27 protein-coding genes are annotated in these 22,538 nt (G+C 56.1%); 6 read left to right on the forward strand and 21 right to left on the reverse strand.

From position 1 onward, the window contains the following. Window positions 1–119: 119 nt before the first annotated feature. From ACFSKT_RS24015 to ACFSKT_RS24075, 13 genes are all read right to left on the reverse strand, one after another. Window positions 120–950, reverse strand: a complete 831-nt coding sequence (locus ACFSKT_RS24015; RefSeq protein WP_377721122.1) for a hypothetical protein — start codon at window positions 948–950, stop codon at window positions 120–122. Then, the gene (locus ACFSKT_RS24020; RefSeq protein WP_377721121.1) at window positions 947–1,138 is read right to left on the reverse strand and encodes a hypothetical protein; all 192 of its coding nucleotides are present in this window, start codon (window positions 1,136–1,138) and stop codon (window positions 947–949) included. Before ACFSKT_RS24020 ends, ACFSKT_RS24015 begins: the two co-directional genes overlap by 4 nt. Window positions 1,139–1,243: 105 nt before the next feature. After that, window positions 1,244–1,798, reverse strand: coding sequence for a DUF4240 domain-containing protein (locus ACFSKT_RS24025; RefSeq protein ID WP_377721120.1), 555 nt, complete (start codon window positions 1,796–1,798; stop codon window positions 1,244–1,246). A gap of 42 nt (window positions 1,799–1,840) precedes the next feature. Next, on the reverse strand, window positions 1,841–2,458 hold the full coding sequence (locus tag ACFSKT_RS24030; protein ID WP_377721119.1) for an SMI1/KNR4 family protein: 618 nt from the start codon (window positions 2,456–2,458) through the stop codon (window positions 1,841–1,843). 19 nt (window positions 2,459–2,477) lie between these two features. After that, a complete protein-coding gene (locus ACFSKT_RS24035; protein ID WP_377721118.1) occupies window positions 2,478–3,062 on the reverse strand; it encodes an S-layer homology domain-containing protein in 585 nt (194 codons plus the stop codon). 164 nt (window positions 3,063–3,226) lie between these two features. Then, a complete protein-coding gene (locus ACFSKT_RS24040; RefSeq protein WP_377721117.1) occupies window positions 3,227–3,679 on the reverse strand; it encodes a VOC family protein in 453 nt (150 codons plus the stop codon). 202 nt (window positions 3,680–3,881) lie between these two features. Continuing rightward, complete coding sequence (locus tag ACFSKT_RS24045) at window positions 3,882–7,205, reverse strand: galactose-binding domain-containing protein (RefSeq protein WP_377721116.1); 3,324 nt, start codon at window positions 7,203–7,205, stop codon at window positions 3,882–3,884. 411 nt (window positions 7,206–7,616) lie between these two features. Next, entirely contained in the window at window positions 7,617–8,096 is a 480-nt protein-coding gene (locus tag ACFSKT_RS24050; RefSeq protein WP_377721115.1) for an SRPBCC family protein, read from the reverse strand. Between the two features lie 95 nt (window positions 8,097–8,191). After that, window positions 8,192–8,494: a hypothetical protein gene (locus tag ACFSKT_RS24055; RefSeq protein ID WP_377721114.1), complete on the reverse strand. Its 303-nt coding sequence runs from the start codon at window positions 8,492–8,494 to the stop codon at window positions 8,192–8,194. A 244-nt stretch (window positions 8,495–8,738) separates the two neighbouring features. Next, window positions 8,739–9,284 carry a DinB family protein gene (locus tag ACFSKT_RS24060; RefSeq protein WP_377721113.1) on the reverse strand — a complete coding sequence of 182 codons (546 nt, stop codon included), beginning with the start codon at window positions 9,282–9,284 and terminating at the stop codon, window positions 8,739–8,741. A 66-nt stretch (window positions 9,285–9,350) separates the two neighbouring features. Continuing rightward, window positions 9,351–10,298 carry a helix-turn-helix transcriptional regulator gene (locus tag ACFSKT_RS24065; RefSeq protein WP_377721112.1) on the reverse strand — a complete coding sequence of 316 codons (948 nt, stop codon included), beginning with the start codon at window positions 10,296–10,298 and terminating at the stop codon, window positions 9,351–9,353. A gap of 33 nt (window positions 10,299–10,331) precedes the next feature. Next, complete coding sequence (gene dnaN, locus ACFSKT_RS24070; RefSeq protein ID WP_377721134.1) at window positions 10,332–11,450, reverse strand: DNA polymerase III subunit beta; 1,119 nt, start codon at window positions 11,448–11,450, stop codon at window positions 10,332–10,334. A gap of 37 nt (window positions 11,451–11,487) precedes the next feature. After that, on the reverse strand, window positions 11,488–11,724 hold the full coding sequence (locus ACFSKT_RS24075) for a ribbon-helix-helix domain-containing protein (protein WP_377721111.1): 237 nt from the start codon (window positions 11,722–11,724) through the stop codon (window positions 11,488–11,490). Window positions 11,725–11,880: 156 nt separating this feature from the next. Here ACFSKT_RS24075 and ACFSKT_RS24080 point away from each other — a divergent pair, with 156 nt between their 5' ends. Together ACFSKT_RS24080 and ACFSKT_RS24085 are read left to right on the forward strand one after the other, a co-directional pair. Continuing rightward, the gene (locus ACFSKT_RS24080; protein WP_377721110.1) at window positions 11,881–12,687 is read left to right on the forward strand and encodes a copper amine oxidase N-terminal domain-containing protein; all 807 of its coding nucleotides are present in this window, start codon (window positions 11,881–11,883) and stop codon (window positions 12,685–12,687) included. Continuing rightward, the gene (locus ACFSKT_RS24085; protein ID WP_377721109.1) at window positions 12,681–13,067 is read left to right on the forward strand and encodes a hypothetical protein; all 387 of its coding nucleotides are present in this window, start codon (window positions 12,681–12,683) and stop codon (window positions 13,065–13,067) included. Before ACFSKT_RS24080 ends, ACFSKT_RS24085 begins: the two co-directional genes overlap by 7 nt. Before the next feature lie 105 nt (window positions 13,068–13,172). Here the strand turns inward: ACFSKT_RS24085 and ACFSKT_RS24090 are convergent, their stop codons facing one another. The 4 genes from ACFSKT_RS24090 to ACFSKT_RS24105 all read right to left on the reverse strand — a co-directional run bounded on the left by ACFSKT_RS24090 (window position 13,173) and on the right by ACFSKT_RS24105 (window position 15,994). Next, on the reverse strand, window positions 13,173–13,829 hold the full coding sequence (locus ACFSKT_RS24090; protein WP_377776358.1) for a hypothetical protein: 657 nt from the start codon (window positions 13,827–13,829) through the stop codon (window positions 13,173–13,175). A 122-nt stretch (window positions 13,830–13,951) separates the two neighbouring features. After that, the gene (locus tag ACFSKT_RS24095) at window positions 13,952–14,392 is read right to left on the reverse strand and encodes a DUF350 domain-containing protein (protein ID WP_377721107.1); all 441 of its coding nucleotides are present in this window, start codon (window positions 14,390–14,392) and stop codon (window positions 13,952–13,954) included. A 24-nt stretch (window positions 14,393–14,416) separates the two neighbouring features. After that, a complete protein-coding gene (locus tag ACFSKT_RS24100) occupies window positions 14,417–15,649 on the reverse strand; it encodes a glutathionylspermidine synthase family protein (protein ID WP_377721106.1) in 1,233 nt (410 codons plus the stop codon). 6 nt (window positions 15,650–15,655) lie between these two features. Beyond that, window positions 15,656–15,994 carry an aminotransferase yhxA gene (locus tag ACFSKT_RS24105; protein WP_377721105.1) on the reverse strand — a complete coding sequence of 113 codons (339 nt, stop codon included), beginning with the start codon at window positions 15,992–15,994 and terminating at the stop codon, window positions 15,656–15,658. 82 nt (window positions 15,995–16,076) lie between these two features. On the opposite strand from ACFSKT_RS24105, the gene ACFSKT_RS24110 reads away from it, so the two are divergent. Next, window positions 16,077–16,535: a response regulator gene (locus ACFSKT_RS24110; protein WP_377721104.1), complete on the forward strand. Its 459-nt coding sequence runs from the start codon at window positions 16,077–16,079 to the stop codon at window positions 16,533–16,535. 9 nt (window positions 16,536–16,544) lie between these two features. Here ACFSKT_RS24110 and ACFSKT_RS24115 read toward each other — a convergent pair whose 3' ends face one another. After that, entirely contained in the window at window positions 16,545–16,751 is a 207-nt protein-coding gene (locus ACFSKT_RS24115; protein ID WP_377721103.1) for a hypothetical protein, read from the reverse strand. A 536-nt stretch (window positions 16,752–17,287) separates the two neighbouring features. On the opposite strand from ACFSKT_RS24115, the gene ACFSKT_RS24120 reads away from it, so the two are divergent. The 3 genes from ACFSKT_RS24120 to ACFSKT_RS24130 all read left to right on the forward strand — a co-directional run bounded on the left by ACFSKT_RS24120 (window position 17,288) and on the right by ACFSKT_RS24130 (window position 19,945). Beyond that, a complete protein-coding gene (locus ACFSKT_RS24120; protein WP_377721102.1) occupies window positions 17,288–17,872 on the forward strand; it encodes a TetR/AcrR family transcriptional regulator in 585 nt (194 codons plus the stop codon). 7 nt (window positions 17,873–17,879) lie between these two features. Continuing rightward, window positions 17,880–18,626 carry a type I methionyl aminopeptidase gene (map, locus tag ACFSKT_RS24125; protein ID WP_377721101.1) on the forward strand — a complete coding sequence of 249 codons (747 nt, stop codon included), beginning with the start codon at window positions 17,880–17,882 and terminating at the stop codon, window positions 18,624–18,626. Between the two features lie 371 nt (window positions 18,627–18,997). Continuing rightward, a complete protein-coding gene (locus tag ACFSKT_RS24130) occupies window positions 18,998–19,945 on the forward strand; it encodes a macrolide 2'-phosphotransferase (RefSeq protein ID WP_377721100.1) in 948 nt (315 codons plus the stop codon). Window positions 19,946–20,021: 76 nt separating this feature from the next. Here ACFSKT_RS24130 and ACFSKT_RS24135 read toward each other — a convergent pair whose 3' ends face one another. The 3 genes from ACFSKT_RS24135 to ACFSKT_RS24145 form a co-directional block, all read right to left on the reverse strand. Beyond that, a complete protein-coding gene (locus tag ACFSKT_RS24135; RefSeq protein ID WP_377721099.1) occupies window positions 20,022–20,303 on the reverse strand; it encodes a hypothetical protein in 282 nt (93 codons plus the stop codon). 138 nt (window positions 20,304–20,441) lie between these two features. After that, window positions 20,442–20,963 (reverse strand): P-loop nucleotide/nucleoside kinase family protein, encoded by a 522-nt coding sequence (locus ACFSKT_RS24140; protein WP_377721098.1) that lies wholly within the window; start codon window positions 20,961–20,963, stop codon window positions 20,442–20,444. 71 nt (window positions 20,964–21,034) lie between these two features. Further along, entirely contained in the window at window positions 21,035–22,510 is a 1,476-nt protein-coding gene (locus ACFSKT_RS24145) for a multicopper oxidase family protein (RefSeq protein WP_377721097.1), read from the reverse strand. Window positions 22,511–22,538 lie beyond the last annotated feature (28 nt).

A 22,538-nucleotide genomic window follows, 5' to 3' on the forward strand; every position in this document is an offset into this window, starting at 1 on the left:
GCTGGCTCGCGATTAAGCGGCGTAATCGAAGAACCCCGTACCGCTCGCAGTCGGTACGGGGTTCTTGTGCGGGAACGAGAGGGATGAATACCGGCCGCGGGATAATACCGTCAGGCGGCTTACAACGACGTCATCGCCGGCGCGAAGGTATCCTCGATGCCCATCAGCCCATCGCCGTACCCGATTCGGAAGGTATGGCGATTGTCCGATCCATCGCGCACCTCGAACTGAAAGCCGCCCGCGTAGATCAGCTCGGCTTGCTTCAAATGGTCGAAGTAAATGGCATAGATCGCGATGAGCTTCTTGGCATTGGCCGTCGTCAATGCCACATCATCCACGACCGAGAAACGCGCCAGTTGTTCCGCATTCCCCGCCTGGATCAGGCGAATATATTCGGTCGCCAAGCCTTCCGCATACGGCAAGTAACGGATGTAAGACCAGTCCAACGACGGCTTCTCGCTGCCTTGAGGGAGGCTTACGTACAGCATATCCGCGATCGCGACGGGATCGCCGCCGTTCTTCGTGCCCGTTATCTTGTAGGTTGCTTGCCGCTCCCCAGTCTCGTGAAGCTCGGCCTGAATCGTTCCCGGATCGATCTCCGCGCCGAGCATCTTCAGGAATCGGTTCATGAAGGCTTCGTCGATCTTCAAATAATCGCGATAGTAGTCCGGATTCATATCTGCCAGCATATCGGTCAGCTTCTGGCTGTCTTGCGCTCGAACGGCCTGGAGAAAAGGCTGGAGAAGCTGATCGAATGCCGGATTGGCGGTGTCGCTTTCCTCGTAATCCGCCGCCGGTGCCATGCCGAGGCCGGCCGTCTCGCTAACCGTCGTGGAGATCGCGGCCGTGCGTTGATTAGCTGGCGCGGTCTGGGCATCCGTACATGAGGCAAGCACGAATAGCAGCAGCACAGCCAGCAGGCGGTTTGCTTTCGTCAATCGTCGTTTCATTCTTCGACTCTCCTAGAGGGCAACCTGCGAAGAGTATCAAGTACATCTATCGCAGCTTCCTTTATGACCTCATCGCCTCCGCTTCCATTGATGGCCGTGTCGAGTCTCGCGTACATAAGCAGCAGCAGACTCTTAGCTTCGGATTCATCCAGGTGGCGAAGTTTCTCCTTCACCTTCTCGATTTCCAACCTATTTGCACCTCCGCTTAAAGCTCCATTTTATAGCCGCATTGTCTTCCCTCTAGAGCACGATACGCCACATAGCCGATCACATTCACCTCACCTGCTCGCGCCCTACGTCAGCGGGTTCTCACCGAATCGTTCCCACAACAACGGGTACTTGTCCGGCAGTTCCTCTTCCTCCCAATCGAACTCGATGTGAAGAGGTTCGAATGTGCAGCCTCTAGCTTCCAATTCATTCAGAAATTCGTCATTCACCTTGTCGTTATACGCGAAGCCGCCGGTTTTCAGAAAGGTATACGCATCGGCAGCGACGGATAACATCTCTTCCAACTGAGGAGCGAACGCATCCGTCTGCAAATAATCGTCCGACAATAATTCGGCTAGAAACTCGGGGTTGTCCAGCACCTTATGAAAAACTTCTTCGCCTCGCGAAATGAGCCAGGCCCGGAAGTATTCGAATCCATCATCCGAACATCCGCCCATGAGCACATAGGCTGCGCCCCATAAGGAAGAGGTGTAGGCTTGACCCATCTTTTGCTTCCATTGAATATCGAATGCCAGGATGTCTTCGGCGCTCAGCTTGGATAATTCTCGCGTTAACCACGTTACTTGCTCTTCGCCATGCGCGACCGATTGTTGAATGAGTTCCCAGAATACTTTCGTCACCGCGATTTGCCTCCTTTATTAATGATGCGGACCGGTAGAACATCATAGGCTAATTTCATCCAGCGAGCGATCCAGCCAAGTCTCGTACCAATCCAGGAACGTAAGCCGCTCCGTATTCTCGAAATAATGGTCCGGGTAGATGCCGCCTTGGTTGACCCGGTCATCGATCCAGATTTGACCGTAGCACGGGCCGTTCACGACGAGATTGATGGACACGCCGCAGCCGAAATTGCTGATCCGCAGAAGCCCAGCCGACTTGTCCGGACTGAAATAATCGTTCTCCAGCGCTTCCTGTTCCGCTTCGCTCAAACGCTCGTCGTCCCAATCCGTCTCCGCATTCCATGCTTCCGTATACGGGAAACAGCCCGAGACGTCGTTAAGCTCGTTTTTATAATCCAAATCGGTGTACACGCCTTCCTCCGGACGCTCCAAACCATAATACGGACCGGCCCCGCCGCTGCCCGCCAGCAGCAGGAATGCGCGATAGGCCTCGGGCAGCTTCACGTTCCACTTTTGCTCGAAACGCATGGCGTCGTCCAGCGTCCATGCTTCATCCAGCTCGTAACGATGATCTTCCGCTCCAAAAATAGAATAAGCCTCGTCCTTCTGTTTAAGCAGCCGCAGCTTAGCTAGAATCCGTTCGATTTGTTCGTTATGCATGACCTCGCTCCTTCCCGACTTATGAAGCTGGCAACGGCATAGGTTGATACTCTACATAGATCGCATCGACCAGCATCGCTCGCGTAACAGGCGCCGTATAATCTTCCTGCGGATCGATAATGCCAGCCTCGACAGCGATTCCGACGTTCGCGCGCGCCCAATCGGACACGATGGCATCGGTAATTGCAGCAGGAGGAATATCCAGCTTCAACGTGCGGATCATAACGGCAGCAAGCTCTTCGATCGTGACCAGCCCATTGGGATCGAAGCGATGATGACCTTTGCCATTCATGATCCCGTAGTGAACCATATTGCTAACGGCTGAGCTCTTCGCCACCCAATGGCCGGCCAAGTCCACAAACGCCGCTTGTTTATTTTCGCTGGTGTCCAGCTTCATCAGCCGCGTCAGGACGACGGCGAGCTCGGCTCTCGTAACCGTCCGTTCCAAGTCAGCCTTAGCGTCCGCGACGCCCAGAAAGATTCCGGCTTGCTTGAAATCCTCGTACTTTTCCATAACAGACCGTTCGGCGCTGGCAGCATGCCCTGCGGGAAGATTGGATAGGAGAATCGCTGCCGCCGCCAAACCTAGCATCTTTCCGATCACGGTGTTCCTCCTCTTCATGCGCGCATGCATGTAATGACGATGATAGAGTCAATTGTACCATATACTGGAATTGAGGTGACACCCGATCTTATGGGGCAGTCCAATTTCCCCGAGGTCACGTATAGCAAAACAGCCGATCGATGTGACCGGCTGTCCGTTGCCTGTTATTCGGCGACCGTCGCCTGATTCTGAATTCTGGCCTCTAGCATCTCCAAATAGTGCGCATTGTACATAATGCCAAGCACGTTGCCGAATGGATCCGTGACGGAAGCGGTGACGAATCCCTCTCCGCGGTGCACGAGCGGTTCATACACGACGGCTCCCATCGCGTTGAGCCTGTGAAGCGTGCCTTCGATATCATCAACATGCCAGTACATGATCGCACCGCCTGGGAGTGCGGAAGCATTGGCCGGCGCAAACCGCCGATTGATTAGCCCCAGCTCGTGCTGATAGTCTCCAATACGAAATTCGACATAAGCTAGTTTGCCGTCCGGACCTGACCGTTCGAAATATGGCTCGATGCCGAGCAGCTCGGCGTACCAGGCTTTGGCCGCCTCCATATCGTCCGCCCAGTAACTGATGGTTGCAAATCCACGCAAGGTTGGTTTCGTATTCATCGTCATCTTCCCCTTATGCAATAGGTTGGACCGATCATCCACAACTACATCATACGATGCGATTACTGACAACTGGATGTCAGCGAATAATTTCGTGCGAGAAAATCCGATTTTCCATTGCGACCAGAGCGCTTCGAGGTCGATGAAATGAAAAAGCTTACCGGAAGGTCCGGTAAGCTTCGCCAAGCTTGTGACGCTGCTTCTACCAATTGTTGCCTGACACTCGGTTCACGGTGAAATTCGGGCTCTTGCTCTCGCCATAAATTGCTTGGATGCCGGGATTGTTCACCTTCACGTTCGTGAAGCTGGCCGATCCGACCGCCGGTCCTTGGCCCTGCTCGGCGCTGGCGACGAGCTTGATGCCATAGCGGGTCGGGTTGTTGATGTTGATGTTCTCCAGGCGGATGTTCTGCATCGCCAGCGCGTTCGGATACATCGTCTGGAACATCAGGCCGAAGTACACCGGATTGTTAATGTCGACGTTCTTGACCACGATATTCTTCAGTGCCCGGTCGCCGGAGTAGAACCAGATCGCCCCGAAGTTCTGATACTCGTTGATCTTGTCGTCCGCGCCGACGCTGGTCCAGAAATCCCCGCCGGTCCGATCCAGCGTAATGCCGTCGAAGACCGTGTCCTGATCGCCGAAGCCCAGCGTGTTGTAGCCGAAGCTGTAGCTGCTGATCGTAATGCCCGGATAAGTCAGCGTGTCCGCGCCGTACAGGTTCTGGAACAGGTTGTTCGAACCGCCGTAGATGGCGAACGCGGCCGCGCGTCTGACGTTGGTTGCCGTCAGATTCGTATACTTGTTGCCGACGTTATACGAACCGCCTGCATCGACGGCGCTGAACAGGGCGAACGCGTCGTCGCCGTTGCCGCGCGCATAGTTGTTGTCGATGACGTTATACGAGGAGCCGTTCGTCATGTTGATGCCGTCGGCGAACGTGTTCTTAATCCGGTTGTTCTTGAACGTGTTGTACGAGGAGTTGACACCCCAATACAGGCACACGAAGTGCTCCGCCCAAATGTTCTGGATCGTGACGTTCTGCATGCCGTTGCCGTCGATGAACTTGCCCGGTCCGTCTACCCGATACATATAGTTGCCCCACGCCGACAGGTCTTTGATGGTCGAACCGTTGGCGGTCGACGCGATATTGAAGCCGATATCCGTATTAGACTGGTTCTGCGGCGCGACCAGCTTCGTATGCCATGGACCGGCGCCGAGAATCTCGGTCGCGCGTCCGTAGACGTAAATTTTGCCGTTCATCGTCCACTCGCCGGCCGGGATGAAAATACCCTTCTTCGTGTTGTCCTGCCGGAATTCGTTCAGCGCTTGCTCGATCGATTTGCTCGCCGACACCTGCACGTATTTGGACGGGTCGGGATTGGAGGCCGCAGGCGCGACGTTCTCCGTCTCGATCAGGTCGACGTAGATCCATGGCACATCGCCGGCATCCTTCTGAATCTTGATCTTCGTGCCCGCCGGATACACCTGGTTCAGCAGCAGCTGGGCGTCTTCATAGAGCCAGTATGCGGTCAGACCGGCCCCTGGCGCATTGTCGTAGCCAAGCCTTCCGAGCGTGCTCGGCGTCGCGTACAGATAAGAGAATTTGGACGATACCGTGAACTTGCCGACGCTGGCGCCGTTCGCGTACACGCTGACCGTGCCCGTCGTGTTCTCCGCCACCGCATTGCGCAGGACGAACGCGTTCGCCGCAGAAGTCAGGGTGAATTCCACGTACTCGCCGTTCGCATCGAGATACACCGCCGAGCGGCCCGAAGCTTCGCCGGCATAGTCGCCAGGCTTGAAGTTCGGCGCCAGTCTCGTGCCGTTCGTGCCGTTGCCTGCCGCTTCGGCTTCCAGAATCGTGAACGGCATGTTCGCGCCGCGTCCGATGTACAGACTCGTGGAGCTTGCATTATTGTCCCGCTTCGCGGTAATTTCATTGGCGTCCGCGGATACGCTGGTCGCAATGGCGTAGCTGCCGTTCGCCGCCGTCCATGTGCCCAGATTGACGGTCACGGATTGCCCCGCAGCCAGCGCGCCGCTGTAAGAACCGTTCAACGTCTGGACGGTCGCACCCTGCGCATTCTTCAATGTCAGCGCAACGGCATGCGGCCCGGCGGAAGTCGCCGCATTGCCTTGGTTCTTCACATTCGCCGTGAACGTGACGGTATTGCCCGCGCTTGGGTTGCTCGGATTCCATGCTGGCGTCACGATGAGATCGGAGCTGGACACCTGGCCGACGACGAGGGCGGAAGCGTGGGTATAGCTGTTGTTCGCCTCGTTCTGTTCGATGACCGCGTTGCTCTCGTCGACCTTGGCGCCGACCGTGTACGAAGCGGCGCTCTTCGCGCCGGCGTTCAGCGATACGGTCGCGGAAGCGCCCGCCGTCAAGGCGGCTACCGGGGCCGACCCCGCCAGCGCGTTGTTCAGGTAGAAATTCACCGTAGAGGCCGGGGCATTCGCCGTGCCGTTGTTTTTCACCGTCGCTTGCAGCGTGATGCTGCTCGTCTCGATCGGCGATGCCGGCGACCAGGACATGCCGGTAATCGTCAGGTCGGGGTTCGCCGCAGGCGTGCCGTAGACCTCGAACTCCGCTACTTGGCCGGCAGGCGCGCCGGAGTTGGACGTGATGTTCAGCTGTACGCGCTTCGCCGTGGCGCTCACCGGAATCGTGACCTTGTTGCCCGTCGCCGGGTTGAACGTGTAGGACTGCGCGGCGGCGAGATTGCCGAACGTCGTCGTATTCTGATCATGGCCGAGCACCTGGATCGTCTGCGTGCGCGTGCTCCACGCCGCGTCCGGATTCAGTCTGACGACGACCGAGGTCAGGCTGTGATTCGCCCCCAAATCGACCGTCAGCTGGCTCGGATTGGCGCTGCCTTCCCAGTACGTGGCCGTATTCCCGTCATTGGCGTTCGCCGCGACATACGATTGCGTCGTCGAAGAAGCCGTCATCGGTTTGCCCGGCGCAACGTTCGTGCCGGTCGGCTGCGGATCCGGATTCGTCGTCCCGCCCGCGCCATAGATTTCGAATTCGGATATCTGACCGGCCGGCCAAGCGGTATTGGCCGTTATATGCAGCCGAACATAACGGGCGCTCGCCGCCGGGAAGTTGATCGTGACCGCATTGCCATTCGCCGGATTAAACGTATAGCCCGCGGAAGCGACCAGGTTCGTGAACGTCGACCCGTTCGCGCTGCCCTGCACGGCCAGCGTCTGCGTTCTCGTCTCCCAGCCGGCCGGCAGCTTCAGCACGATCTGATCCAAGCTGGCGCTGGCCCCAAGGTCGACCTGAATCCATTGCGGGAACGCGTTGTTTGCGCTCTCCCAGTACGTGCCCGCATTGCCGTCGTTGGCGCGGCCTGCCGCGTAGACGTCGGCCTGCCCGCTCGCCGTGACCGTTTTGCCCAAGGCAAGGTTCGTTCCGCCCGCCGCCGACACCGGGCGCTGCGGACCAACCGTAATCAACAAACTCGCGATCAAACTGACGATCATCGACATCGCGATGAACTTGCTTCGCATAATGAACCTCCTCGAAAGTATTGGCGTGGCTTATAGGCCACCCTCTTGAATGGTAACGCTTACAAACATGTTCGAAGCCGAATCCGTCCTTTAGCTCCCGAATGCCGCCTGTCTCTCTCCTTCCTCTCGTCACTGTATTTCCCTGAATTTCCAGGGTACTACGATTATATAATCCGCTCTCCCGCCGCTTAAGGTGTGATTCAACGGTTAATGGGTCATATCTTATGCATCGGGATTGGACATCCGTTGTCCTCGCGTCGAGCTGGCCATGCGGGGCTATTCATGACGCGACGTTAGGAGCAACCATCGTATAACCCGTGCGCAAAAAAATCCCCGCTCGATAGCGGGGATTCGAAATGAATTGCCGGTGCCGATTGCAGCATGGAACGGATCACGGAGGACGGACCTATTTTACTTACTCGCCAGATGAGCCAGCAGCGCCTCCAGCCGATCCAGCGTCTGTTCGGCGCCGGGAGCCGCGTAGGTTTTCACCTGTTCGAAGACGGCTTCGGTTTCTTCGAACACCGTGCGGTACGTAAGCTTCGTCTTGCCGCCCTGCTCCTCGAAGGCGGCCGTCGCCACGAAATGCGGAAATACGGCATGTCGGAAGACGATGCGCTCGGGCCGCACGATCTCGGTGAAGACGTTGGTGTTCGGAAAATCCACGCCCTCCGGGCTATGCATCACAAATTCCCACGTACCGCCCGGGTGGAGCTCGAACCTCTGAAACGTCGACGTAAAGCCCTGCGGGCCCCACCATTTCGACAGATGCTCCGGTTTCGTCCACGCCTCGAACGCCAGCTCCCGCGGGGCGTCCAATAAACGGGTGATCGCGATCTCGCGATCGCCTACTTGCGCTGACTTGTGGCTGGCCATTTGATTTTCGTTCATGTCTATTCAACTCCTTTTGGCCATTATACCAAATCGACCCAGGGTTGAATTTCTCTCCGATTGCTCATTCGTGGCACAGCGCTCCTAAACACAGATTAGCGTAACGGTTGTCGATAATAGGTGAGAAAGACCACGCCGAGAAAACAAAACCATAAGCTGGCTGCTCCGAACAGGACCGCCATCCCCAGCAATACGTCGGGATCCACGGCTGGCCGAATCCCCGTCCTCCAGGTTTGCACTTCATTCTGATGGCAGCTGTAGAAGGAATACAGGCTCAAAAAGAACAGCACCCCCTGCATGCAAAACCACCAATAAACAAGCCGCTTGGTTCGAATCATTAGCGCGACGATCGCAATCAGAAACAAACCTAACGTCCCAAGAAAAATAGTTCCGATCATGAGTCCTCCTTGCTCACTCCGAAATGTTCATCTATCTGTTGTAGTTAGTAGGCGATGAGTATCGCGGCAAAAGCGGCGTACAGGATGATTTCAAACTGCTTGCGCAATCATGATGCACATCCTTTTTTGAGAGTTGGCTTATACACTCCTGTTAATTATGCCCATCTTCGACGCCTCTCGTTCTCGGTTGCTTCATGAAAACAGCAAAAAGCAGCAGATCGCAATGATCCGCTGCCTTGGCGATTTACGATTGAGGCTGTCTCAGAAATTCCCGCAAACGTTCCAGCTGCGACCAATGATGTCGGTAATGCATGTCGACCAGCAGAAACCACTCTGTCGCGTTAAGCGCGCCGAAGCCGGGATGAGGGAGCGTATACCGTTCGTCGGCCTGACTCAACTTGACTTCCGTACGCTTCATCCGTTCGAGAACGCCCCGTAGTCCTTCCGCGAGCTGCTCCTTGCTCTCCGGCTGCCGTGGCGTATACTGCGGCGAAGCCGGTACTTTAATCCGAATCGACGGATAACTTCCAAGCTCGAAGGCAGTCCGGCCAGGCTCCGTCTTCTCCGCCACGTTCCCAAGCGCTGCCTCGTCTCCAGCCAAGCAACGGTCGACATTACGCAAGTGCATGAGCTCGGCCGACTGAATCAAATGCACCACCATTTGCCCGATCGACCATTCCTCCTCGCTCGGCTTGGCCAGCAGCTGCTCCATATCGAGCTGCTCCAATTCCGCCAAATAACGTCCAACCGTCAGTTCTAATGTCTGCAAGGCTTCCGCTGTTTTTTTCATTTCACAACACTCCTTATTTCGTTCGGGATAGGCTCATTATAAAAAAACGCTCCTGACAACAGCGTGTCAGTAGCGTTTTAACATTTTTTCGGCCTCTTCCCGTACCCGGCGGCGCAGCGACTCCGGCTCCACCACCTCGACGTCGCCTCCCCAGCCGAGGATGTGATGCAGCAGCTCCTCCGGCGTTCGCACGCGAAAGCTTACCCATGCGCCGTCGACTCGTTCCTCGACCGCGTCCAAATAGAAATTCGCGTGCTCCGCGATTTTGTCGACCATGTCCGGATGAGCGCGAACGACCACGCGTTCGTTGCGGTCGTCCGACGGGCGGTAACGGCTTAATTTAAAGTCTGGCGGCATCTCGAAACGTTCCTCCAACATGGCGAGCTCCGTGATGCGCGACACCCGGAAATGGCGAATCTCCTGGCGCAGGCCGCAGCGTCCGATCAGCATCCAATGGCCTTGTACGAGCGCCAATCCGTACGGATCGACCTCTCGCGCGCTTTTCCGATTGCCGTCCGATTCCGGAAGTTTTTTCTGATACGCCATCCTGATTTTGCGCCGCTCCATAATCGCGCGCCGCGCTTGTCCGAGATATTCTTTCTCCTTCAAGCCGGTGATCGGTTCGCTTACGTGAAGAAGCCGCATCGTTTCGCGTACGCGCTTCGACTCCTCGCGCACGGGCTCTGGCAGAATCGCTTCGATTTTGCGCCTGACGGCCTTCGCGACCTGTCCGTAATCTCCATCCAACCGCTGCTCGATAAAATCCGTCCCCATGAGCAGCGTGACCGCCTCTTCGGCGGAGAACCCGATCGGCGGCAGAAAATACCCTTCCATCAAGGAGTAACCGTGGCCGGGAGCGCCCATGATTGGAACCCCCATCTCGCTAAGGGCTTGAATGTCGCGATAGATAGTCCGCACGCTCGTCTCGAATAAGGCAGCCAGATCTTCCGCCCTTTGCATCTTGTTCCGCTGCAGCTCCAGCATGATGGCGAGCTGACGGTCTGTTTTGTTCATGCTAGCTTCCTCCGCTGATCCGTGATCGGTTATTTAGCCGTCGTTCGTGCGAATCGGCGTAATTAAAAACAACGTTGGCGATGTTTCATCTTCCGGCAGTAGGACAAGCGGACTTGTTCTCCCTACGAATCTTAATCTGACGAATTCGCCATCCATACCGCGAAGCATATCCATCAAGAACTTTCCGTTAACAGAAATGCGAAACGCCTTCCCTTTCATTTTACGTAACGGGACCCGATCGTGCACCTCCCCGATCTCCGCGGTCCGAGACGATAACGCCAAAGAACCTTCGGTCGCATCCAGCTTGATGATTCGATCGCCGGCTAAGACGGAAACACATTCAGCGGCACGCAGCAACCGGGTTCTCTCGACGAGGAGCTCGGAAGCATAGGCGTCTGGAATGACATGGGATAGAGAAGGAAATGCACCGTCGATGAGAGCCGATTCCACCTGCAGCTCGTGCGCCGTAAATCGGACGCGGTTGTGCCGGATTTCGATTTCCGTCTCATCGTGGTCGTGCTTGAGGAGTTTGGACAGCTCGCCTAAATTTCGGGCGGGAATCACAATTTGAGCGGCGGGGCCAGAATTCGTACCGGTAAATATCGTGCTTGATGCAAGCCGAATGCCGTCACTCGCCATAAGTTTCAGCGACTGATGACTGTAATCGAAGGAAACGCCGGTCAATACGGGCCTCATGTCCGAGATCGCAGCCGAAGCTGCCACTTGCGCAATGGAGGCTTTCAATAAACCAGTGTGGATTCGGAACTTAATAAGCGGACGGGGTTCGATATCATCCATGGAAGGAAATTCTTCCGGGTCCATGCCGCATAACCGGGCCTGTGAATCTGCCGCCGTAATGCGGAGCATGAGGGGCTCGTCCATATCGAACGTGATCACGTCCGCACTCAGTTTGCGAACGATCTCGTTCAAGTACCGGGCTGGTACAACAATCCGGCCTGTCCGGTGGATGCGCAGCCCATGAGCAGCCTCGTTCAGCGTAACCTTAATGGTCAGGCTGGCATCGCTGCCCATGAAAACGACCTCGTCCTTCGTGACCTCCACATAAATCCCTGCAAGCACGGGGATCGGGCTGCTGACCGATACCGCTTTTGAAACTTGCTGTAACGCCTGGACCAGCGAAGCTTTCTGCATGTTGACCAACAATGCCATCACCTATCTTAGGAGTCCGTTATTGGGAATAAAAATGCTGGATCAGGTTGCGGATAACCTCGGAGCGGGATTGATGATGTTCGGCCCCCTGTTTCTCAAGTTTCTCCCACAGCTCCTCCGTCAACGTTAAGGACACTTTCTTCGTCACGCCGATGCCTTTTCGTCCGGCTCCCTCCCGCAGACCGCCTCTCGAGAACGAAAAGCCTAATTGACCGTCTTTATTGGAGACGCTGACTTTGATTTCTTTATCGCTCACTCAGTAATCACCACCACTTTATTGATTTTGGTTACTTTAATCATTTCCAACTACAATGATTTTAGCACGTTTCCACGCGTGCAACCACAACTTTTTTATCCTTTCATCCGTCAGTTACGTAGCGCAATCGATGTCATCCATTCGGAGGTGAAAGACATGAATCGAAATAACGCCTTTAAATCCCTGATCTGTATAGCTGCCGCCGCCGTCGTCGCAACGGCCGTCCCGCCCTCCGTCACGCTTGCAGCAGGACCGTCTGAGGACGAAATCGACATCATTCTGAACGGACAGGCGTTCGACATGAAGACTCCGCCGTTCGTCGAGGCTGGCGTTACGTATCTCCCCGTGAGGGAGCTCGGTCAACTGCTCGGCTCGGTCGTTTCTTGGCACGGTGCAATCAAGACCGTCGCGATGACCTACCCGGAACTGACCGTCAGGCTCAAGCAAGGCTCGACCGAGGCGACCGTAAACGGCAAACCTGTTCGGTTGTCCACCTCGCTGAAGTCTGTTAACGGGCACATCTACGCGCCGCTGCGCTTCTTCTCGCAGACGATCGGGGCTGCCGTCATGTGGGATGGCACAACCAACGCCATCCGCATCGGAAAACCAGACACCTATATAAGAGCTGACGGCGTAAACGTTACGACGTGGCTGAACCGGCAGACCGGTGACCTCTATGTCGCGTTCCCGTACGAGCAGGCCCCCGTTCGGGCGGGGAAAGTCACCGCCCAATTCCAAGGACTCGTATCCGCTGGGACGGTCGTGCTCGACTCCCGCACCATGCTCGTCAAGCTCCTCGACCACTACGGCGAGCCGATGGTCCATTACGACGATTACAGCGTGCTGGTCCGCGACGGAAAAATTGCCGACCAGAAGAAAGCCCCTTACTTCTCCGGCACGAGCCCAACGCCTATCACTATCAAGTCTACGACCCGAACGGCTGGCTACAGTATTACATGCTGACGGATGGACGCAAGCTGACGGTCTACAACGACCGTGGCGAAGTCTCCGCGCTGCACGACCTGCCGGCGCTCGCCGGCAAAGACGAGTCGTATGCGGTGCTCGGCGCAGGCAAGACCTTCTTGGTTGTACGTCCGAACACGACGGGGATGCTGACGCTGATCGATCTGGTAGACCGGTCCGTCGTAGAACTGGCCGGCGAACTATTAAGCGGCGATGAATTGGCCTATGCACAGACCAACGACGTGCCGTTCCGAGGCGACTTGCTGAGGTTCGGCGGCTCGAATACGGACGAGAGCGAGCTCTATTTCTACTATAAAAGTCCGTTCGACCCGAAAGCCGAATACATCCGCTACACCTACACGAGGCAGGATGCGAAATAAGCCCATAACGACAAGAACGGTTGCCGAAGCAACCGTTCTTGTCGTTATGGGAGCGTTGAGCTAGCGTTGCTAATCGTCACTGGATGCACCGAAGCACCTTCAGTCTTAGTAGCTTAAACCCGCAATGGATTGCGGCAACAACCTCTCGTATTCCTTATACATCACATACCGGTGCACGCCTCTCACAGCGCGCAGCGCTTCCCTTGCATGCTGACTGGCAGCGTCGTGACGACCAGCTCGAAGCTCGATCTCGGCCATTAATGCCGATCTCATCCAAGGTCTCTTGATAGCGTCAAGTGCTCCTAGCGCCTGATCACTTCGACCATCCTCCACCAGCAGGATGACTTCGTAGTACGCTCGATAATTGGATAGGCGGATATACGGAACGGCTTCCCGAACGGCATTCATATCTTTCCGATACAAACCATAAGCTGCCTTGAAAAGCGCCTGCTTATTGGGCTCCTTATATTTGCGTATCAGCTGTGCCATTATGGAGCTCGCCTCATCCTCTAGCTTGTTTGCAAGGACATAGTTGATGTAAATCGCGGGATTTCCCTTCTGCTTCCGAAGAAAGGTTTCCAGGCGATCGATGCGCTTCTCAATGAGTAATGCATAAACGTATGGCAAAAACGCAAGAGAACCGGCAACAACAACGGTTGCGGCTATATGAAGAGTGGAATATCCCCTAGACGCCATTAAAAAGGTAAGTACAAACACACCGATATAAAATATAATTTTAAACCGTAATGATCCCACCATCATTCTCCTTCTGCATAAGAGCATTGTTCGACTGCCTGACGAAGGTTGAACTTTCGTTCACCCGTAAAATAATTCAGGGAGCAGCGCCTCGTAGGCCTGCTCCCCTTGTCACGCGATGCCTTGTCTTAGCCCGCTGCAGCCGGGTCATACGAGAGACAACCGGCGATCACCAGTCCGACGCTGACCGAGAGCAGCAGAATCATGATGCCAACCGCGATGTTGTTCTGATCGACCGCCTTCGTAATTGTCGCTGGCACGCCGATCGCGCGGCCGAACAGCAGGGCCAATAATTCGGCGAGATAGAACAAGATAATGAGTGAGACGATGCCGATGATCCCCCACAGCAGCATATCGGTTAACGAAACCGAATTTTCGGCCGCGGCGCGAACGACGATCGCAAGTCCGACGAGCCTGCCGCCAAGCGACAGCCCGGCCGCGACATTGCCGCTGAAGATCAACCGGAATTCCTTGTTCTTCGTCGTTAATTCAAACAGAATCAAGCCGACGATCAAGATCGCGAACCCGAGCGCCGAATACGAAATAAAATCCACAACCAAATTGTTCATGACCAGACATTCACCCTTGCTTTCCTATTTTTTCTCCAGCCCCACAGGCAAAAAATACGACAGATTGTCGGTAATGGTATTTCCCGCGCGAAGGCCGATCGCACCCGGCTTGCCGTCGATCAGGAAGCTGCCGACCATATAAGCCCCTTCGCGCGCGCCGTGCACGGTCTGGAACGAAACGGCCGGCATGTCGAGACAGCGCTGATAGACCGGAAGATAATGCGCATAGCTAGCCTGCGGATCGGCGAGCTGGAGCTTCCCGGCGCCGTCGAAAATTTTGACCGAATTGCCTTCCCGGCCGAACGACGGCTTCATTACGTACCGCTCTCTTCGGTCCAGAAACGGATCGGGCTCCAGATAAGTCGGCAGGAAATGGTCTCGAATCCACCCATGCTCCTCTGCCGTAAAATACGCGCTGCCCTCTTCGTGAAGTCCCCAGATCGCGGCCTGCACCGACTTCGCCTGCAGCACAAACGCCGACAGCGGATTCAGAATGGCCAATTTGCCGGCGATCACCAGCTCAAGCAGCCACAGTCCGACCGGACGGCCTTCCGCATCGGTATCCTCGATCATCTGCTCGATCGGATAGGTTTGTCGATACAGGACGTCGATGCGCATCCCGTCCTCGTCATACAAGCCTTCGCCTTGCATGATATGCAGCTTGTGAAGCGGGACGAACCGGGAGGGAAGTCCGGACAGCTCCTGCAAATATAACGCCGTATTCGCATCTTCGATGTTGTCCTCGTGTGCCGTAAACGCGATATTCGGAAACCCTTCTCCCCCAAGCGCCTCCCAAGCCTCGAAAATCCCTCGCTGGATGGCAGCCGCCAACTGCGCCTCCAGCCCCGCATTCGGGTCCTGGACGCCAAACTGCTCGCACACCATGCCGTTCACGCGATAGAGCTCCTTGATGAAGGTTGGCGTATCGGCATTGATCTCCAGGACGCGGTAGGTACCGCCTTCGGGAACCAAGTCCAGCCGGGCAATGACCGGCAGCTTCGAGCCAGCGGCCTGCAAATACGGGACCGAGCTTGCGGGAAACCCGAGATCGAGCAGCGTCTGTGCGTCCACCGATTGGAGCAAGCCGCCGATTTTGCGATAGATGCGACCGACCCGCGCGGTCGCTTCCCGGATGGCTTCGATCTCCTCGCTCTTCACGAGATGGACATCGAACAGCGAGTACTCCTCGCCGTACAGATCCGCCCAATACCGATCGATCCGTGCGTAAAATCGGCTTCGACGAACGTCATGTCGCATGGCGTGCTAGCCCCCGCTGCTCGAGCTGCCCGATCCGAAGCCGGAGCTGCTATTGTTCTTGATATATTGCGAATGATAGCTTTGAAACGCGCTGTTGCTCTTCAGTGCGCTCTTGGACTTATAATACTTCCCGTTATAAAAATAAGAGCCGTGGTGCGAGGAAGAAGAATCATCGCATTCATAGACGCCTTCCGAGGCATCGTAGTCCCAATCCCGGCAAGAACCGTCCGTCGGCTCCGGCGGCAAGGCGTGCCCCGTGCTGGAACACCCGGCTGCCACCGCGGCGAGCGCGGCGCCGGAAATGCCCAGCATGACCTTTTGTGTTAAACTGATTTTTGAAGACATCGTAACCTCCAAGTTGATTTGTACGCCCTGTCTTCCATCATACCGACGCCGAACTGGCGATAGAACAGGAGCGTGACGATGGATGCAAACCTTCTCGTACTTCATCGACCGCGGCAGCGGCCGGTACGATCCTTTCCTGACTTACCAAATTGCGCCCGACGAGTGCTATGCCCGGCAGCTATGTACCTATCTCGTGGCCGGGGAACGGCAGTATAAGCTTCTGGCCAACGAGATGGACGGCGATACCGAGCTCCTGATCGTCGAAGAGCTCGGCCCGAATGCCGCGTATCCGGACGAGAACCATTACCGGGGTCAAGGGATTTTCATCGAATTCCGTCAACCGAGCCGATCCGGCATGCTGCTGGCCGCGCTGCCCTGCGCCACCCACTTCGACGCCATTCGTTATCTGCTCAAAGACGTCGTCGATATCCCGGGCCAAGGCCAGATGTACACGACCTCCACGGAAGTGGATGAGAATCGGGGCTGCTACGTCATCTATGTCCGCGGCCTGCATGAGCCGGACCCGGAGATGCGCGCGTGACGCCGCAGATTAGGTCTCTTCTTTCTTCGTCTGCTGCTGGTCGATATACTGCTCTAGTTCCTGTTCAATCTTTTCATTGATTTCGGTTAAATCTTCGTCATGATCTCTATGAAGGTCATCCTCGTCTTCTTCATCCATACGAACGAGTTGCGAGGGGGATTCGTATCCATCAAGCGCCAATTTCTTTTTTATGAGCTGCAAGTCATCATAGATCATTTGGCTTCTCTGATGTGTACTGAAAATGAAACCGAAGGCTAACCCCAGCGCGATGACGCCTCCAAACGGTCCTACGACCACATTCAGAAAAACGGCAATTAGAATTCCGATAATAGACCCAATAAATGTAAGTATAGATCCCACTCCCCTCACCATCGGAACAATTGTCCCATTCTGCAGGGCGCCGTTAGCTCAACGATAACTTGGGTGGTTCTTTTCTCATTCGCCGCCTTTTCCCTAATCAAGACTAAAGTTGCATAAACAGCAGACAGTCACATGTTACCATAATTGTAAGCATGCCGACTATTAAATTAACGAGGGAACGAGTACTGATCGCAGCGGCCAGCCTGAGCGGCAGCCATATCTACCGGAAAGCAGAAGAAAGGCCAGATGGGGTACTCGCCCCCTCTGGCCTTTGTCGAACGCAACGAATCATTTGCATATTCCCTAACGACTTATTTGCTTATCCCCACCCCATGCGGTACAATTTTATTATCGACAAATTTGCAGGTCTATCCTAGGAGGTTCACACACCTATGTGCCCCCGTACCAAAGAACAAAATGAGCTCATCCGCATGCAGCGGAGAGAACAGATCCTGGACGCCGCAGCCCGCGCCTACTTCCGCACGGGCGGCAGCTTCGACATTCGCGACGTCGCCCGCGAGGCCGAACTCGGGTACGGCACGGTGTACCATTATTACGCTACCCGGCATTCCTTAATAGAAGATGTCCTGGTCAGCGGCTTCGAGCGATGCGAGCTAGCCCTGGCAGAATGGGCCAGTCCCCGCGGCGGCAGCCCGGATGACACGAGCATCTTTACCTATTGCAAGGCGCTGCTCCGGCTGTGGCGTTCGGACGCCCGCGCTTATCTCGTCTACAAAATGGCGGCCGAGCATTATGCGGGTTTGCCGGAGAAGGATCGGCACGCCGCCAAGAAACAATTCATGGAACGGCTGTACATACCGCTTCGAGCGTTCGTCCGGCGCGAAGATGACAGCGTCGACCATATGCTTGCCGTGCTGGTCGGCTGCTGCGGGCTGCATTATTATGCGGGCACATCGGAGCTGGATGTCGATCGTATCGCCCGGCTCGCGATCCAAGCCCTTACGAAGGAGTCCTGATACGACCATGATCATCTTAAAGAGCAAGCATGAAATCGAGGCCATCCGCAAGGCATGCCAAGTGGTGGCCGAATGCCATCGCACGATCGCTCCGCTCATCCAGCCGGGCATCACGACGAACGAGATCGAGCGCATCTTCGAGGAGCTTATCTTGAAGCGCGGCGCCAAGCCTTACACGAAGGGCTACAAGGGCTATCGCTATGCGACCTGCGCCTCCGTCAACGACGTGATCGCGCACGGCTTTCCTAGCGATACGCCGCTTGCGGAAGGCGATATCGTGACGATCGATACGGTCGCGGAACTCGACGGCTGGCTCGGCGATTCGGCTTGGAGCTATGCGGTCGGGAGCATCTCGCCGACGGCCGAGAAGCTGATGCGCGTCACGAAGGAATGCCTTGACCTCGGTATCGCGCAGGCGCAGCCCGGCAATCGGCTCGGCGACGTGACGAGCGCCATCCAGCGGCATGCCGAATCGAACGGCTTCGGCGTCGTGCGGGACCTTCTCGCGCATGGGATCGGCCGGGACCTGCACGAGGAGCCGAACTATATGCATGTCGGCAAGCCTGGCAAAGGCCTCCGCATCAAGGAAGGCATGGTATTCACGATTGAGCCTATGATCACGGAAGGCACCTACGAGATGACAATCGATGCGGACGGCTGGACGGCGCGGACGCTGGACGGCAAGCTCGCCGCGCAGTATGAGCATACGATCGCCATCACGGCTGAAGGACCGCAGATTCTAACGGCTCAATAGCGTCCTTCCTCCTACAGTCGCGAGTACAGTGCGCGCGGCTGATCCGCAACGGTTGGACTCTCGTGCCGGTCCGCTTCGTATCCGAACGCGCAACGAAACGCTGATGTGGTAATCTTCCAGGTAATGGGCACGATCGCAACCGCCGCAAGGCGGTTTTTCTTTTGGGGATCGCGTGGTATGGCCTCGAAAAACTGCTTACGGAAAGAACGGTCATAACGGAACTTTATCTTGGGAGGGTCAGGCTGTCGATGCTACAATCAGGAGGTATTTGCGCGAAGGAGGGACTCGGTCATGGGGATCGGATACATTCGTTTACGTTAAAAAAGCTTGTCGCCACTTTCCCAACTACAAATAAACGAGGTGTATTCTTCATGACCCTTAACAAGTTATCCGCTTCTGTTGAGCGCATGCTCGAGTTGGCCATCCAGAATGGCATCGAGGTTGATGCCGCCACGGTCAAGATCAATGAATCTGGGTTGGATTTCCTGGCGGTATTCGCGGACGGGAAGGACGGCATCCCTTGGGTGCTGCGGTCCCCGCGTCGCGAGGATGTGAGCGAATCCGCTGTTGATGAACATAAGGTCTTGCAGCTGGCAGCAGACCATCTGACGGTGTCGGTGCCAAGATGGGAAGTACACACGCCGGAGCTGATCGCCTATCGAAGGCTGCAAGGGACCCCGATGGGTACGATCAATGCGGAAAAGAGCCAATACGATTGGTACTTGGATCCGCAGCATATACCGGACGGCTTCATTCAATCGCTCGCGGAAGCGCTGGCCTCCCTTCACGGAATCGGCCCCGAGCAAGCGCTGCAGACGGGTGTTCGCGTGAAACAGCCGGATCAAGTGCGGGAAGCGCTTGCCGCGCAAATGAATGAAGTCAAGCGCAGCTTCGGCGTATCCCGCGCGCTATGGGAACGCTGGCAGCGCTGGCTGGCTGATGATTCATACTGGCCGAAGCACACCGGACTCGTCCACGGAGATTTGCATCCGGGACACATACTCGTAGATCCGCAGGGGAACGTAACTGGTCTGTTGGATTGGACCGAGGGAGAGGTCGCCGATCCCGCGACGGACTTTACGATCTATCATGCCTTGTTCGGCGACGAGGGATTAGACGACCTGCTGAAGCGGTACGAGCAAGCCGGCGGCCGGGTGTGGCCGCGGATGCAGGAGCATATCGTGGAGCGAATGGCCGCGTATCCCGTATTGATCGCGCTGTTCGCCATGAAGTCCGGTTTAGAGGAATACAAGGTGATGGCGAGGAATGCCCTCGGCGTGAACGAGCACGGCGAGGAGCTGCCGACGGAACAATCGTAAGCTATTGGGAATACGAGAAAGGCCAGATGGGATACGCGTCCCCTCTGGCCTTTTGCTGCGGAATAGCTGTCTATGATTAGACGGTCTTTCGAGCTCTGCCCTGCTCCGTTCGCCGCTTGCGTCGCCCGATCAGCCAGGCCCCTGCGATGTAGAACAGGAACGTCAGCGCGCCTAGCACGATAAACAATCGGAAATCAATGACGATCAAATACGAATCGTGATATCGAAAATCCGCCGGAGCCCGCAGCAAGGTGGTTTTCACAACGTCGAAAAAGACCGGTCCGATCATGAGCCAATAGAGTAGCGTCGGAGCGGCTGCTGCCAGCACAAGCCCGATGAGCCAATGATAGTAACGCATGGTGAAGTCCATCTCCTGTCGAGTAATTGCTGATGTATACATTCAACCCGAATACCTCGCAATCCTGCCAGCTTACCTAACTTAAACCCAATAGGATCGGGCTGCGTCTAGGTGGTTGAACTCGCATCCCGCGTTACCTCAACGACTCTCGTTCAAGAACAACAAAATCCGTTGCACGTTCGACTCGACATCCAGGACCGTATCAATGACGAGCTCATGCTCGAAATACGCGTTCTGAATGTCCTTGTAATGCTCCTTGAGCTTCGTTAAATCCGTGATCAGCTGGTTCGGCCGCGGATTGCGGCTCCGGCTGGACAGTCTCTCGGACCAGATCGCCTCGTCGCTGCAGATGCAGTGCACCACTTTTAATTGTCCGCCCCGTTCTGCGATCCAGTTCTCCAGTTTCGTTACGTCGTCGGCATGGTTTAAGCCAAAGTCGAGCAACATCGGACTATTCGACTCGATCACGCCCTCCAAAAATCGATAGAGAAACGCGAAGCAGATTTGATTTCGCAACGCATGCTCCGGCACGAACGCGGCAACGGAATCATAGAGATCGTCTTTGTGTAGGGCAATGATGTGAAGTCTTCCGGCTATCGCCCGAGATAACGTCGATTTGCCGGTACCCGCTTTCCCTCTGAATAGAACGATGGTCGCCACGTCGATTCCTCCGACTCCGGTTATTTCACCACTTTAATGAAGAGACGCGCAAGGATGGGAATAAGTTTCGCCTACAAATCGGGTAAATTCCCGGACTTGGTGCCGACGCGGTAAGGCGTCGCGATTCCCTCGTAATTCATCATCATGCTCATCCCCATCGAAGCATGCATGAGATTGTGGCAATGCATCATCCAGAGGCCAGGATTATCCGCCTGCACGTATACCTCGTATGTCTCTCCGTCATGGGTCAACAGCGTATCGAGCAGAACCGGCGTACCGCTTAACGGCTGTCCGTTGCGGCTTAGCACCCGGAAGACGTGGCCGTGCAAATGAAACGGATGATCGCCGCCGCTGGCATTCGTGATGGTAAGCTTCAACCGCTCGCCCTCCCGGACGATAAGCGGGGGAATCTCGTGAAAGCTCTTGCCGTTAATCGTATTGATGAACAAGTTCTGGCCCAGCTTTAACGTGTACGACCGGTCCACCCGCACTTGGCTAAGGGGGGCGGAGGGGTCTGGCTTGCCGTACCGAGTCCAGTCGAATAAGCTTTGATTCGCCGCGAGGTCGGGTTCCGCGCCCTCTCCCAAGGTGACGGTCAAGCCCGTCTCGGTTCCGATTACCACCTTCCCTTTCGCTGGCATTTGCAAAAGAAGATCATAGCGCTGCCCCGCTCCCATCCGGAACTCGTGACGCTCCAGCAGCCCGGGTTCGTAAAGCTCGTGCCCATCCATCGCCATCACGCGGTAGGACGCTCCGCTTACCCGAATGCGGTCCGTCTCGTTCGCGGCGTTAATCATCCGGATTCGCACCTTCGTGCCCGGAGCCGCTGCGATAATGGCTCCTTTGGCGGAGCCGTTCAACAGATAGGTCCCGTTCAATTGCTGAATCAAGACGACCTCCTCCTGAGCGTGGCCGCCCTCCCGTTCCCTCGGCTCCACGATGAACGCGCCCAATAATCCCTTCTCCACCTGCACGGAGCTAGCCTGATGCGAGTGATACCAATATGTGCCGGACGCGCCGGCGACGAACTCGTACGTGAATCGCTCGCCCGGCTTGACGGCATCCTGGGTCACCCCGGCCACACCGTCTTGGGAGCAAGGCAGGACGATGCCGTGCCAATGGACGGTCACGCCTGCTTGAATATCATGGTTATCCAGCACGACGCGTACGCGTTCCCCCTCCGTTACCCGGATTTCGGGCCCGGGCACCCTGCCGTTAAATGCCCAGACGCGTTCCGTTCCCCCATCATCCAGCACGACGCTGCTTTGGGAGGCCGCGAGCCGGAACTCCCGCACCGGCTCTTGCCCGTCTTGCTCCGTAATCGCGCTGCACAACCTGGCCGGCTGCGAAGCAGGCAGCAGAGCCGCATGAGCGGAACCATGCGCATGCCCGGCCGAGTGCCCGGCATGATCCATCGCGCCCATATCAACCTCATAAGGTTTCAGCATTCGCATTTGCCAGAAGTAGATTCCGACGATCACGCCTAGCAAAACAACCAGAACCAAACCGGTCAAGGCAACCGTCCTTTTCCACGATAACTTGCGCATCCTCTCCACCTCTTTCGAATTGTGATTG

It is taken from the genome of Paenibacillus xanthanilyticus, assembly GCF_042682185.1.
Classification (GTDB): Bacteria; Bacillota; Bacilli; order Paenibacillales; family Paenibacillaceae; genus Paenibacillus_Z; species Paenibacillus_Z xanthanilyticus.